The sequence below is a fragment of the Ramlibacter sp. genome, assembly GCF_028292805.1.
Taxonomy (GTDB): domain Bacteria; phylum Pseudomonadota; class Gammaproteobacteria; order Burkholderiales; family Burkholderiaceae_C; genus Ramlibacter.
In genome coordinates this window covers 1-12,188 of sequence record NZ_JAQGLS010000260.1, presented here as the reverse complement: position 1 = coordinate 12,188, position 12,188 = coordinate 1, and the positions used below count along the sequence as shown (strand labels likewise).

The following is a 12,188-nucleotide window of genomic DNA, read 5'->3' as shown; positions in this document are numbered from 1 at the left end:
GGCCGCCAGCCTGCCGCCCGCCTGGCGCAGCGGGGTGTCGGCGGCCGTCGCCGCCGGTCGCGAGGCGCTGGGGGCGGTGTGGGCGCAAGCCCGCAATGCGATCGCCGAGGATGCGGTGGTGGATCTGCTGGTGCCCGAGCTGCAGCGCATCGCGCGGCAGCTGCTGGCGCGGGCCTAGGCCCGCGCCGTGTTCAGGAAGACCGCGCCGACTTCGCCTGCGCCGCGACCCGCAGCAGTTCCTCGACGGCCGACAGTTCGGCCGGCTTGGTCAGGTGGAGGTCGAAGCCCGCTTCGCGGGTCCTCTGGCGGTCGTCCTCGGTGCCCCATCCGGTCAGGGCCACCAGCAAGGTCTGCGTCAGTGGCGGCATGGCGCGCAGCGAGCGGGCCACGTCGTAGCCGCTGACGTCAGGCAGGCCGATGTCGAGGAACACGACGTCGGGCGGCCGCGCCTGAGCCATGGCCAGCGCCTGCTTGCCGTTGTGGGCGATGCGCGAGGCGTGGCCTTCCATCTCCAGCAGCACGCCCAGGCTTTCGGCGGCGTCGGTGTTGTCGTCGACGACCAGCACGTCCAGCTGGCCCGGCGCCGGCACCGCGGTGCCGGCAGCGGCGGGCTGGCCGTCGAGCGCGAGCGGGGCCAGCGGCAGCCGCACGGTGAAGGTGCTGCCCAGGCCCGGCCCCGGGCTGGTGGCGGCGATGCTGCCGCCGTGCAGCACCACCAGGCTCTGCACCAGCGACAGGCCGATGCCGAGCCCGCCCTGCGGCCGCTCCCCGTTCGAGACCTGGGCGAACATTTCGAACACCTTGGCAATGGAGTCCGGGGCGATCCCGATGCCGGTGTCGCTCACCGACAGCACGGCTTCGTCGCCTTCGCGCCGCACCTGCAGGCGGATGGTGCCGGCGGGCGGCGTGTACTTGGCCGCATTGTTCAGGAGGTTGCTCACCACCTGGGCGATGCGCGTGGGATCGGCGTCCATGGCCAGCGGCCCGGGCGCCAGCTCCAGCTGCAGCTTGTGGCCGGCGGCATCGATCAGCGAACCGCTGGTTTCAACCGCAGTGGCGACGACTTCCAGCAGGTCCATGGCCCGCCGGCGCAGTTCCACCTTGCCGGTGCTGATGCGGGCCACGTCCAGCAGATCGTCCACCAGGTGCACCATGTGTTGCACTTGCCGCTCCATCATCTGGCGCGTCTTCTCCACCAGCTCCGCCTTGCCGCCGGCCATGCGCATCAGGTGCAGGCCGTTGCTCAGCGGCGCCAGCGGGTTGCGCAGCTCGTGCGCCAGCGTGGCCAGGAACTCGGTCTTGCGCTTGTTGGCCTGGGCCAGTTCGTCGGCCAGCCGGCGCAGGTCCTGCTCGGCCAGCAGGCGCTGCGTGATGTCCGAGAAGATCACCGCGAGCCGGTCGCTGCCGGGGCCGCCCAGCCGCGCGGCGTAGACGTCGAACCAGCGGTTCATCGCCTTCGATTCCTCCACGAAGCGGGTGGCCTCCCCGGTGCTGGCAACGCGGTCATAAATGTCGAGCCAGCGCCGGTCCTCGCCCTGGACCACTTCCCGGATCGAGCGGCCGACCGGGTCGGCCAGGCCGGTGTGCATCACGAACGCCTCGTTGGCTTCCTCGAAGCGGTAGTCGCGCAGCTGGCCGTCGTTGTCGCGCAGCAGCTGGATCACGCAAAAGCCCTCGTCGATCGACTCGAACAGCGTACGGTAGCGCTCTTCCTTGGCCTCCAGGCGCTGCTCGAAGTCGCGCCGCTCGCGCGCCCGCAGTTCCTCCTTGCTGCGATAGAGCTCCACGAACACGCCCACCTTGGCCTGCAGCACCGCCGTGCGCAGCGGCTTGGCCAGGAAATCGACGGCGCCCAGGGCGTAGGCCGCCATCATGGCTTCGTCGGGGTCGTCGCCGGCGGTGACGAACAGGATCGGCGTGAAGCGGGTGCGTGGCCGCGAGCGGATCTCGCGCGCCACCTCGAAGCCGTCCATGCCGGGCATGCGCACGTCCAGCAGCACGGCGGCGAAGTCGCCGGTCTCCAGCGCGGCCAGCGCCTGCAGGCCGGACATGGCGCGCACCAGATTGACGGCGAGCGGCTCCAGCGCCGCCTCCAGCGCCAGCAGGTTGGCGGGCTGGTCATCGACGATCAGGACATTGGCAGGAATGGGCGTATGTGGCACGGCGTGGGCAGTCTAAGACCGATTGCGCCAGCGGCGGGGCGGACGAATGCGCTGGGGGACTTGTCCGGCACGGGTGCCAGACAACTGCCCGCGCCGGCGCAGGACTTCGTCCTACGGAAGAGCCATGCCCGGTGCACCGACCGTCCTGTGGCGGCGCTTGGCGTCCCATGCCTTCGTTGCCCGCTGCTGGCAGTGTTGCACCCGCGCAGCGGCGACGCCCAGCCGGTGGTGGCCGAGCGCTACGAGATCGCGCCCTGGGTGCCGGGGTCCGAGTACGTGGATCCGTTCGGCAACTTGTGCCCGCGTTTGCCCTGCCGCCAGGCGACAGCTCGATCACGGCGCAGACCGGGCCCGGAGGAGCGCGCCCGCCAAAACGTCATGGGCGGCGCGCCCGGCTATCCGCAGGCCGAGCGGATCAACGACTGGATCCGCGACAAACCTCGCCTACCGCTACGGGGGTGAGCCAATCGTCGACCTGCGCCAAGCAGCGCGCCGCAGCCGATGATCGGTGGCTTCGCAATGCCTGCGGACGCTGGAGCAGGGCGCAGGGCGGGGGGCACAGGGCGCAGGGCACAGGGCACAGGGGGTGTGCCGCGACTTCGGCCGTGAGGACGTCGCGCCGGGCCGCAGCCTGGCGCTGCCGGCTGGCGCGCTGGTGGGCTACCTGCCAGCTGGATGGAGCCGATGGACATGCACGCCTGGTACCACGTGTCCCTGGGCCGGCTGGTGCGCCTTCGATGCCACGCAGGCACAGCCGCGCGGCGGGCGGATCGTGGTGGCGCATGGCCGCGACGCCGACGTGGCCTTCGTGTCGAATGACGGGCCGCTGGGATCAGCCGGACGAAAGTCGCCGTCAGGACGCTTTGCGGCCAGTGCACCTGGGCCGTGATTGTCGCGCGGCGTCACCAATGAAAAAGGGCCGGCAAGCCGACCCGATTTCCATGGAGCGGACTCGGCGAGAAGCTTACTTCTTGGCGGCGTCGTCACGGTCCTTGGCAGGCGTGACGTCGACCTTCGGAATGGCGATGGTTTCCTTTTCCACGTAGACGCCGACCTTCGGCACGTCCACTTCCTTCTTCTCGGTCGTCACGTCGACCTTGGGCGCGTCGACGTCGTACTTGGGCAGGGTCACGTTGCCTTCCTGGGTTTTGGAGACGTCGAATTTCGGCGTGGTGACGTTGCCTTCCTGGGTCTTTTGCACATCGCAGCCGACCAGGGCGAACGAAGCAGCGGCGACGGCGGCGAGGACGAAAGAGGTTTTACGCATGATCAGACTCCCTGTGTAGTTGGTTCAGCGATTGTGGGAGGGCATCGAAAGCACGGCTGTAAGACCCGGACTGCACCGGCCGTCCGACGGGAACCTCCCGCTGTGCTGCGCAAAGTTCCCCCGAAGTCCCGTCGCGGTGGCCCGCAGCAGCGCACGCGCGCGCCAATTCACATCGCTGGACGTCATGCGCCATGCTTACCTAACTCGACAAGTCCTGGGGCTCGTCGCCGCCGTCGGTTCCGGGTCGCGCCGGTGGCCGGCGGCTGTCTTCGAGCTTGCGCAGGCTCTCCAGCGCGCTGGCCGAACCTTCACCGCTGTGCTGGTCCTGCTGCGTCCAGGCCGGCCCGCTTTCGGGTGACTTGCGTGATGACCGGGCCGGTCCGGCCCGTGGTTTTCGATTCACTATTGCACCTCGAGCTCTCAATCTAGCGGCAGTGTGAGCCGAGAGGCGCGCATTGCTGTCAGTGGCTGGACGGCGCGCCGGTAGGACAATGCCTCATCCGGTGCAACGCGATGTGTCCGCGGTGGACGCATGCTGGCCGGGGGAGCCGACGATGAACGATGCGGGCACGGCGCAAGCGCAAGACCTTTTCCATTCGACACCGCTGCGGGCCTTGCGCGGCGACCTGGCCCTGGCACTGCGCGCGGCCGCCACCACGGGCTCGGCGAAGGCGTCTGCAACCACTTCAGCGCGGCGGTGCCGGGGCACCCCGACTGGTTCCTGCTGAACCCGCGCGGGCTGCACTGGAGCGAGGTGCAGGCCCAGGACATCGTGCTGGTCGACGCCGACGGCAAGGTGCTGGCAGGCAACCACGCAGTGGAGCCGACCGCGCTGTTCATCCACGCGGCGGTGCATCGCGTCGCCGGCAAGGCCTGCGTGCTGCACACCCACATGCCCTACGCGACTGCGCTGACGCTGACGGCGGCCAGGGCGCTGGACACCACGCTGTCGCAGAACGCGATGCGCTTCCATGGCCGGACTGCCGTGGACGCCCACTACAACGGGCTGGCGCTGGACATTGGCGAAGGCGAGCGGATTGCCCGCGCCATGCAGGACGCCGACGTCGTGTTCCTGGGCACCCACGGCGTGATCGTCTGCGGCCAGCAGGTGGCCCACGCCTTTGACGACATGTATTACCTGGAGCGGGCCTGCATGGCGCAGGTGCTGGCGCACTCCACCGGCCGGCGCCTGCTGCCGGTGGCGCCGGAGCTGGCGGCGCGGGTTGCGGTGCAGACGCTCGGTGAGCGGATGCAGTCGGACCTGTTCTTCGAGAGCCTGCGCCGCCTGCTGCGCTGATCCGGCGCCAGGCTCCTACTGGACGGAGGTGGTGGCCGGCTGGGTCGCCGTGGCCGTGACCGGCTCGCTCAAGGCCCGTGTCCAGCCGCGGCCGGCGACGTAGCGCGCCGTCTGCACTTGGTCGGCGGCAAAGCCGCTGGGCCACTGGGCCAAGGCGTTGCCTTGCGGATCCATGTGCAGTTGCGGCGCGCCGGCGCCCGCCTGGCCCAGGGCGGCGGGCGGCCGCGGCAGGGCGCCCGGCATCACGTCCGGCAAGCTCCAGCCGTTGGCGTCGAAGCGGCTGAAGCGCAGGCTCTGGATGCTGCCCACCGTGTGCTGCCACACGGCCAGCGCGGCACCCCGGCCGTTGCTGGCCAGCTGCGGCTGGCTGGCCTCGCCGTAAATTTCCTCGAGCGGCGCCGGCGCGCTCCAGCCAGTGGCGGGCGCCCAGGCGGCGGCCACCACGCGCTTGTCCTGCAGCCACACCGCGAGCGCTGCGTTGGCATCGGAGCGCACGACCTGGGCCTGGGCGCTGCCTGGCAGGGGCGGCTCGGGAATGGGGCGGCCACTGCTGTCGGTCAATGGGGCGGAGGCGGCCGGGCGCGGGCCGCTGCTGACGCCGCCCAGCACCGAAGTGGTCGGGACCCGGTCGCCGTCGCCGCACGCCACCAGGGCCGCCACGGTGACCAGCGCCCCTGCGATCCTGAACTTCATGCGAGGCGATCCGTCAGCCGCTCTTGCGCCGGCTGGCCGGCTTGGCGCTGGTGGCGCTGGCGCTGGCGCTGGCGCGCGCCGTGGCCGGTGACTTGCGGGCCGCCGCCTTGCGCACCGGCGGCGTGTCGTCGTTGGCGGCCGCTTCCGGCTGGCGCACCGGGGTCTTGCGGGCCGGCGCGGGAGCCGCGGCCGCATTGCCCTTCAAGCTGCGGCGCAGCAACTCGGTCAGGTCGATGATCTCGGCCCCGGCCGGCTGTTCCTCGCCCGGCAGCGGGGTGACGCTCCTGAGCCCGCCGTCGCGCGCCTTCTGCTCCACCAGTTCCATCAGCTTTTCGCGGAACTCGTCGCGCAACAGGTCGGGCTGGAAGCCGCCGGCCATGGCCGCGACCAGCTGTTCGGCCATCTTCAGTTCGGCCGCGCTCACCTTGATGTCCTCGCCGGGCCAGGCCAGCCCGGCGACGTCGCGCACTTCGTCTTCCCAGCGCAGCAGGTTCAGCACCAGCCCGTTGCCGCGCGGGATCAGCGCCGCCAGGTGCTGCTTGGTGGAGATCACCACTCGGGCGATGCCCACCTTGCCGGTTCGCTCCAGCGTCTCGCGCAGCAGCGCGAACGGCTTTTGCCCACCCTTGCCGCCCGGGCTGACGTAGTAGGGCTTGTGAAAGTAGACAGTGGGGATCTGCTCGCGTTCGACGAAGGCCTCGATCTCGATCATGCCGGTGGTTCGCGGCAGCGCCGCCTTGATCTCTTCGGGCGTCAAGACGACGTACTGGTCCTTTTCCACCTCGAAGCCCTTGACGATCTCCTCGCGCGCCATGGCGTCGCCGGTGGCCTTGTTCACTTGCTTGTTGCCCACCGGGCTCATGGTCTGCTTGTCGAGCAGGTTGAACTTCATCCGGCTTTCCGCCGTGGCCGAATGCAGCGTGATCGGGATGTGGACCAGGCCGAAGCTGATGGCCCCTTTCCACAGGGTGCGGGAGCTGGTGGGAGCAGGCATAACGGTTCCTTTGGCAGCCTTGTCACGGTAGAGGCCGACCCGCGCCGACGATGTAGGACTGGGCATAAAGAGGGTGCAGGGGGTGGGAGTCAAGGGCAAAGGACCTGGCCGCCGTGCTGAGCGCACATGCCGGTGGGGCCGGCCAGGTTCGGGCCGACATGGCGCAACCGGCCGCCGTCGCTCGCCCAGCAACCGCCGGTGTCGCAAAGCGCCGGCAGCGCGGGCCGGGCGAGGGCCACGGGTGGCGGCGGCCGGCGCGGTTGCGCCATTGTTTCCGGCAGCGGCGGTGGCGTGAGGGCCGGCGGCGGCACGGTGATCGGCGCCTGCAGCACGCGTGCCGTGCGGCCGAGCGCAGGGTTGCCGCCCAGGCAGGCTTGCGCCGCCTGGTTGCGCAACGCCGGCACTTGCGCGCCACGCGCGTCGGCGCGGGCCGCATCGAGGCCGGCAAGGGCCTGGGCGCAGGCCGGCGACTTCAGCGGGTCGGGCTGGGCCTGCAGCCAGCCGGGAAGGGCCAGCAGCAGGGCGAAAAGAATCTTCATGGTTGCGTTCGCGTCCTTGTCCGACAGCGGGGGAAAGGCCGGTGGCTTACCTTGGTCGGATGAAATCGCGAGACACCAGTTCCAGCCGCGCCAAATTCGGCGAGGGCGCCACGACCTCCGTGCCGGCCCGGCCGGATGCCGGCGAGAACTCCGCCAGCACGATCATCGAGGCGCCGTTGAAGCCCCAGCGGGACCGGCTCGATGCGCATGACTTCCCGGACGGCGGCGGCAGCGGCGGGGCCGAGGCGTTCAGCCGCCGCCGGGTGCGGCGTGGCCAGCCCTAGGGCTTGTCCTTGCCGGCGCTGCCCTCGCTGTCCTTCAGGAACCCGGCCTGGTTGATGCCCTTGCCGGGCCGGGCTTCGTTCTCCTGGCCTTCGGCGGCAAAAGAGCCCGGGGCATCGTCTTCGACTTCAGGCGGGTGCACGTCCCCGGTCTGCTTGGCGTTGTCCTTTGCATCTGGCATCTGGATCGACTCCTTGTTGCTGCGTCCAGTTCAATCTACGCCCCGCGGCGGGGCCGTCGTGTAGGAGGGGGCCGCAGGCCCGCCAGCCCATGAAAATCGCGACCTTCAACGTCAACGGCATCAAGACCCGCCTGCCGCAGCTGCTGGCCTGGCTGGAGCGGGAGCAACCCGACGTCGCCTGCCTGCAGGAGTTGAAGGCGCTGGACGAAGGCTTTCCGCACGCGCAGATCCGCGCCGCCGGCTACGGTGCCATCTGGAAAGGCCAGCGCTCGTGGAACGGCGTTGCCATCCTGGCGCGCGGCAGCGAGCCGCTGGAGGTCCGGCGCGAATTGCCCGGCGACCCTGGCGACGACCACAGCCGCTATCTGGAGGCGGCCGTGGACGGCATCGTCGTGGCCTGCCTGTACCTTCCCAACGGCAACCCGCAGCCAGGCCCGAAATTCGACTACAAGCTGGCCTGGTTCGAGCGATTCATCCGGCATGCGGCCACGCTGGTCGACGGCGGGCATCCGGTCGTCATGGCCGGCGACTACAACGTCGTGCCGACCGATGCCGACATCTACAACCCGCGTTCTTGGCGCAAGGACGCACTGCTGCAGCCGCAAACCCGCGAGTGCTACCAGCGCCTGCTGGCCCAGGGCTGGACCGATTCGGTACGGCAGCTGCACCCGGACCAGGCCATCTACACCTTCTGGGACTACTTTCGCCAGCACTGGCAACGCAACTGCGGGCTGCGCATCGACCACCTGCTGCTCAACCCGCAGCTGGCCCCCGCGCTGGCGCAAACCGGGGTCGACAGTTGGGTGAGGGGGCTGGAAAAGGCCAGCGACCATGCGCCCACCTGGATTCGGCTGGACCCCACCAAACTGGAAAACGCCCGCCAGACCTAGGGTTTCTGCTGTAAGCAATTAACCTAGGTGGGCCGGCATTAATGCCTAAGGATCTCCGCCTGGCTCGTGGTTTCATTTACTTACTAGAGATACAGGGAATCCCCATGGACCCCGTCACCGACCAGGCCCTTTTGTTCGAGGCCCTTTCGGACAAGGTGCTGCACCAGCTGCCGCCCGCGGTCTGGAAGGATCTCTTCCTTGGCGAAGGCCGTGCCAGCATCCATTTCGAACAGCGCCAGCTGACGCTGGTGCATGCCGACGCGGCGCTGCAACCCGACGAGGGCGCCGCCTGGGCCGTCTTCCGCCAAGAACTGCAGCGGCTCGCCGCCCGTTACCAGGGCCGGCTCGATCCTTACGTGCACGCAACGGCGCTGGTTGCGTTCGAAGACCCTTCCGCCGCGGTGCGCATGGCGATGGCGCTGCAACGCGCCGCGACCGGCCTCGGACTGCGGGTCGGCGTGGTCAGCGGCCGCTGCGCGCTGGCCTTCTTCCGCACCCAGGGCCGGCTCTGGTGCACGCCGCTGGGCGCCCAGCCGCATCGGGCTGCCGAGGTGACGGCGGGCGCGGCGCTCGGCGGCATCCTGATCTCGCCGGAGACCTATGGCCCGGTCCAAGGCCAGCACCAGGGCGACCGCATGGGCGAGGCCGCTTTCACGCCGGACTTCCAGGATTCGGAACTGGACCTTTCCACGCTCGCGTATGCAGCCGCGCCCGCACCCGTGCCCGGCGCCAGGCGCTTCGCCCGGCACGCCTGAGGAGCGCACAGCAGCGTCCTACACGGCGCCGGCAAAAGCGCTGGCAGCCGGGGCCCGCGCCGGATCCTAGATTGGCGCCATGAGTACCAACACCAGCATCGGCCCCGACGCCGACCGCGGCAGCAACGACAACAGCGGCAACGCGGACGGCCGCGGCAACAAGACCCTCGGCAGCGAAGCCACCGGGCGCGCGCCGACGGGCGTCGAGCAAGTCTTTCCGGACGGCCCGAACGTGGCGCCCAGCGCCAACGAGCTCGACGCCGCGCGCGGCACGCTGCCCAAGGAGCGCTGACCGGCCCCGGCCAGCGGCTTCTGGCGCATCATTCCGGCAGCTTCACACCGGATTTCATCGATGCGCCATCCCCTCCGCGCCGCCGCCCTGTCGGCCGCCATCTGCGTCCTGGTGCTCACCGGCTGCGCCGGCCTGAACCGCCCCGAAACCCTGCTGTACCGCGCCGCGCTCGAAGGGGCGCAGGAAGTGCCTGCCGTGGCCGGCGCCGGCAGCGGGCAGGCCGAGCTGCGCTACAGCCCGCGCAGCCAGCTGCTGCACTGGAGCGTCACGCACCAGGGCCTGAGCGGCCCCGTCACCGGCGGCCACATCCACGGCCCGGCCGGTCCCGGCCAGAACGCCCCGATCGTCATTCCTTTCAGCGGCAACCTGAACGCGCCGCCGATCCGCGGCCAGCTGCGCCTGACGCCGGAGCAGGCCGACCACCTCGACTCCGGCCAGTGGTACGTCAACCTGCATACGGCTCGCCATCCGCAAGGCGAAATCCGGGGCCAGCTGCGGCCATAGTCTTCGGCTGCCTGAGCAGCGCCGAGCAGCGGCAGCTGGCCCACTGGCTCGATCGCATCGTCACCCACGCAAAGGACCAACAGGAATGAATCAGCGATCCCTCGGCCGCTCGGCCCTCCTGGTGTCGCCGCTGTGCTTTGGCGGCAACGTGTTCGGCTGGACGGCGGACGAGCGGACCTCGTTTTCGCTGCTCGACGCCTGGGTCGACGCGGGCTTCAATTTCATCGACACGGCCGACGTGTATTCGCGCTGGGTTCCCGGCCACGCCGGCGGCGAGTCCGAGGCCATCATCGGCAAGTGGCTGGCCGCGAGCGGCCGGCGCGACCAGGTGGTGCTGGCCACCAAGGTCGGCATGGACATGGGCGACGGCCGCATCGGGCTGAAGCCAGCGCGCATCCGCGAAGCCGTGGAAGCGTCGCTGCGCCGCTTGCAGACCGACCGCATCGACCTGTACCAGGCCCACAAGGACGACGCCGAGACACCGCTGGAGCAGACGCTGGAGGCTTTCGCCCGGCTGGTGGAACAGGGCAAGGTGCGGGTGATCGGCGCTTCGAACTACGGCGCCGCCCGCCTGCGGGAAGCGCTGGATGTGAGCGCGCGGCTGGGTCTGCCGCGCTACGAAAGCCTGCAGCCGCTGTACAACCTGTACGACCGCGCGGAATTCGAGGCGCAGCTTGCGCCCTTGTGCCGCTCCGAGGGCCTTGCCGTCATCAACTTCTATGCGCTGGCCGCCGGCTTTCTCACCGGCAAGTACCGCACCGAGGCGGACGCGGCCAAGAGCGCGCGCGGCACGGCCACCGTCGGCAAATACCTGAACGAGCGCGGGCTGCGGATCGTGGCGGCGCTGGACGAGGTGGCGCAGCGCCTGCACTGCCAGCCGGGGCAGGTGGCGATCGCCTGGCTGCTGGCCCGGCCGGGGGTGACGTCGCCCATCGCCAGTGCAAGCTCGCTCGAGCAACTGGCGCAACTCGCGGCGGCTGCGCGGTTGCAGCTCGACCCCGACGACCTGGCAGTGCTGGATGCGGCCAGCAGCGGCGGCTGAGCCGTTCCGCAATACCCATTCGGGGGCCGGGAGCGGCCCGGCCACCTACAATGCCCGGTTCCCCTTCAGGACCCCATGAACGCCCCCGTCGACGTTTCCTTTTTCGCGCGCGCCGCCAAGCCGATCACCAGCTACCGCAAGTTCTGGGCGCATCGGTTCGGGCCTGCGCCGTTCCTGCCGATGAGCCGGAAGGAAATGGACGTGCTCGGCTGGGACAGCTGCGACATCGTGCTGGTGACCGGCGACGCCTACGTGGACCACCCCAGCTTCGGCATGGCGGTGGTGGGGCGGGTGCTGGAAGCGCAAGGCTTTCGCGTCGGCATCATTGCCCAGCCTGACTGGCACAGTGCCGAAGCCTTCAAGGCCCTGGGCAAGCCGAATCTGTTCTGGGGCGTGACCGCCGGGAACATGGATTCGATGATCAACCGCTACACGGCGGACCGCAAGACGCGCAGCGACGACGCCTACACGCCGGGCGACGTGGCGGGCAAGCGACCGGACCGCGCCGCCATCGTCTACAGCCAGCGCTGCCGCGAAGCCTTCAAGGACGTGCCTATCGTCCTGGGCGGCATCGAAGGCAGCCTGCGCCGCATCGCCCACTACGACTACTGGTCGGAGAAGGTGCGTCACAGCATCGTCATGGACAGCAAGTGCGACCTGCTGCTGTACGGCAATGCCGAGCGCGCCATCATCGAGATCGCCCACCGGCTGGCGGCCCGCGAGCCGGTCGCCGACATCACCGACGTGCGCGGCACCGCGTTCGTGCGCCGCTCCACGCCGCAAGGCTGGTTCCAGATCGACTCCACCAGCGTGGATGCGCCGGGCCGGGTCGAGGAGCACGTCAATCCCTATCTGACCACGTCCGACCAGGCCAAGGCGCAGGGCGAGACCTGCGCGAAAGAGGATGGCGCTGCCGCCCCGGCGCCGCTGGCCGATGGCGCCTCGCATCCGCTGACCTTCGTGCCCAATCCGCGCGTCAAGCTCAAGGTCCCCCCGCGCGACCGCTCGGTGATCCGCCTGCCGTCGTACGAGGCCGTCAAGTCCGACCCGGTGCTGTACGCCCACGCCAACCGCGTGCTGCACCTGGAGACCAATCCCGGCAACGCGCGCGCTCTGGTGCAGGCGCATGGCGACCGCGACGTCTGGCTGAACCCGCCGCCGATTCCGCTGACCACGGCGGAGATGGACTACGTGTTCGACCTGCCGTATGCGCGCAGCCCGCACCCGGCGTATGCCGACGAGCAGGGCAGCCACGAGCACGCGACCAAGATCCCGGCGTGGGAAATGATC

12 protein-coding genes and 2 pseudogenes are annotated in these 12,188 nt (G+C 69.9%); 8 read left to right on the top strand and 6 right to left on the bottom strand.

Annotation, left to right across the window (positions count from 1 at the left end):
* Nucleotides 1-191: 191 nt before the first annotated feature.
* Together JWP65_RS16115 and JWP65_RS16110 are read right to left on the bottom strand one after the other, a co-directional pair.
* On the bottom strand, nt 192-2,162 hold the full coding sequence (locus JWP65_RS16115) for a response regulator (RefSeq protein ID WP_299765510.1): 1,971 nt from the start codon (nt 2,160-2,162) through the stop codon (nt 192-194).
* Between the two features lie 964 nt (nt 2,163-3,126).
* A complete protein-coding gene (locus JWP65_RS16110) occupies nt 3,127-3,429 on the bottom strand; it encodes a hypothetical protein (protein WP_299765508.1) in 303 nt (100 codons plus the stop codon).
* 554 nt (nt 3,430-3,983) lie between these two features.
* Here JWP65_RS16110 and JWP65_RS16105 point away from each other — a divergent pair.
* A pseudogene (locus tag JWP65_RS16105) lies at nt 3,984-4,726 on the top strand (aldolase).
* A 15-nt stretch (nt 4,727-4,741) separates the two neighbouring features.
* Here JWP65_RS16105 and JWP65_RS16100 read toward each other — a convergent pair.
* The 3 genes from JWP65_RS16100 to JWP65_RS16090 form a co-directional block, all read right to left on the bottom strand.
* Nucleotides 4,742-5,419 (bottom strand): hypothetical protein, encoded by a 678-nt coding sequence (locus tag JWP65_RS16100; RefSeq protein WP_299765506.1) that lies wholly within the window; start codon nt 5,417-5,419, stop codon nt 4,742-4,744.
* 13 nt (nt 5,420-5,432) lie between these two features.
* On the bottom strand, nt 5,433-6,413 hold the full coding sequence (locus JWP65_RS16095; protein WP_299765504.1) for a Ku protein: 981 nt from the start codon (nt 6,411-6,413) through the stop codon (nt 5,433-5,435).
* A gap of 89 nt (nt 6,414-6,502) precedes the next feature.
* Nucleotides 6,503-6,952: a hypothetical protein gene (locus tag JWP65_RS16090; protein ID WP_299765502.1), complete on the bottom strand. Its 450-nt coding sequence runs from the start codon at nt 6,950-6,952 to the stop codon at nt 6,503-6,505.
* Between the two features lie 59 nt (nt 6,953-7,011).
* Here JWP65_RS16090 and JWP65_RS16085 point away from each other — a divergent pair, with 59 nt between their 5' ends.
* Nucleotides 7,012-7,236 (top strand): hypothetical protein, encoded by a 225-nt coding sequence (locus JWP65_RS16085; protein ID WP_299765500.1) that lies wholly within the window; start codon nt 7,012-7,014, stop codon nt 7,234-7,236.
* Here JWP65_RS16085 and JWP65_RS16080 read toward each other — a convergent pair.
* Complete coding sequence (locus tag JWP65_RS16080) at nt 7,233-7,415, bottom strand: hypothetical protein (protein WP_299765498.1); 183 nt, start codon at nt 7,413-7,415, stop codon at nt 7,233-7,235. The genes JWP65_RS16085 and JWP65_RS16080 overlap by 4 nt on opposite strands.
* A gap of 89 nt (nt 7,416-7,504) precedes the next feature.
* Here JWP65_RS16080 and xth point away from each other — a divergent pair, with 89 nt between their 5' ends.
* From xth to JWP65_RS16050, 6 genes and pseudogenes are all read left to right on the top strand, one after another.
* Nucleotides 7,505-8,305 (top strand): exodeoxyribonuclease III, encoded by an 801-nt coding sequence (gene xth / locus JWP65_RS16075; protein ID WP_299765496.1) that lies wholly within the window; start codon nt 7,505-7,507, stop codon nt 8,303-8,305.
* 104 nt (nt 8,306-8,409) lie between these two features.
* Nucleotides 8,410-9,060 carry a hypothetical protein gene (locus JWP65_RS16070; RefSeq protein ID WP_299765494.1) on the top strand — a complete coding sequence of 217 codons (651 nt, stop codon included), beginning with the start codon at nt 8,410-8,412 and terminating at the stop codon, nt 9,058-9,060.
* Nucleotides 9,061-9,139: 79 nt separating this feature from the next.
* Entirely contained in the window at nt 9,140-9,352 is a 213-nt protein-coding gene (locus JWP65_RS16065; protein WP_299765492.1) for a hypothetical protein, read from the top strand.
* Nucleotides 9,353-9,412: 60 nt separating this feature from the next.
* Nucleotides 9,413-9,856 carry a CHRD domain-containing protein gene (locus JWP65_RS16060; RefSeq protein ID WP_299765490.1) on the top strand — a complete coding sequence of 148 codons (444 nt, stop codon included), beginning with the start codon at nt 9,413-9,415 and terminating at the stop codon, nt 9,854-9,856.
* 85 nt (nt 9,857-9,941) lie between these two features.
* Nucleotides 9,942-10,898: an aldo/keto reductase gene (locus tag JWP65_RS16055; RefSeq protein WP_299765489.1), complete on the top strand. Its 957-nt coding sequence runs from the start codon at nt 9,942-9,944 to the stop codon at nt 10,896-10,898.
* Nucleotides 10,899-10,973: 75 nt separating this feature from the next.
* A pseudogene (locus JWP65_RS16050) lies at nt 10,974-12,188 on the top strand (YgiQ family radical SAM protein); the annotation flags it as partial.

What these genes read in the sequence shown, in the direction of transcription:
- JWP65_RS16110 (WP_299765508.1), bottom strand. Translation starts at nt 3,429, where the DNA reads ATGCGTAAAACCTCTTTCGTCCTCGCCGCCGTCGCCGCTGCTTCGTTC.
- JWP65_RS16100 (WP_299765506.1), bottom strand. Translation starts at nt 5,419, where the DNA reads ATGAAGTTCAGGATCGCAGGGGCGCTGGTCACCGTGGCGGCCCTGGTG.
- JWP65_RS16095 (WP_299765504.1), bottom strand. Translation starts at nt 6,413, where the DNA reads ATGCCTGCTCCCACCAGCTCCCGCACCCTGTGGAAAGGGGCCATCAGC.
- JWP65_RS16090 (WP_299765502.1), bottom strand. Translation starts at nt 6,952, where the DNA reads ATGAAGATTCTTTTCGCCCTGCTGCTGGCCCTTCCCGGCTGGCTGCAG.
- JWP65_RS16085 (WP_299765500.1), top strand. Translation starts at nt 7,012, where the DNA reads ATGAAATCGCGAGACACCAGTTCCAGCCGCGCCAAATTCGGCGAGGGC.
- JWP65_RS16080 (WP_299765498.1), bottom strand. Translation starts at nt 7,415, where the DNA reads ATGCCAGATGCAAAGGACAACGCCAAGCAGACCGGGGACGTGCACCCG.
- xth (WP_299765496.1), top strand. Translation starts at nt 7,505, where the DNA reads ATGAAAATCGCGACCTTCAACGTCAACGGCATCAAGACCCGCCTGCCG.
- JWP65_RS16070 (WP_299765494.1), top strand. Translation starts at nt 8,410, where the DNA reads ATGGACCCCGTCACCGACCAGGCCCTTTTGTTCGAGGCCCTTTCGGAC.
- JWP65_RS16065 (WP_299765492.1), top strand. Translation starts at nt 9,140, where the DNA reads ATGAGTACCAACACCAGCATCGGCCCCGACGCCGACCGCGGCAGCAAC.
- JWP65_RS16060 (WP_299765490.1), top strand. Translation starts at nt 9,413, where the DNA reads ATGCGCCATCCCCTCCGCGCCGCCGCCCTGTCGGCCGCCATCTGCGTC.
- JWP65_RS16055 (WP_299765489.1), top strand. Translation starts at nt 9,942, where the DNA reads ATGAATCAGCGATCCCTCGGCCGCTCGGCCCTCCTGGTGTCGCCGCTG.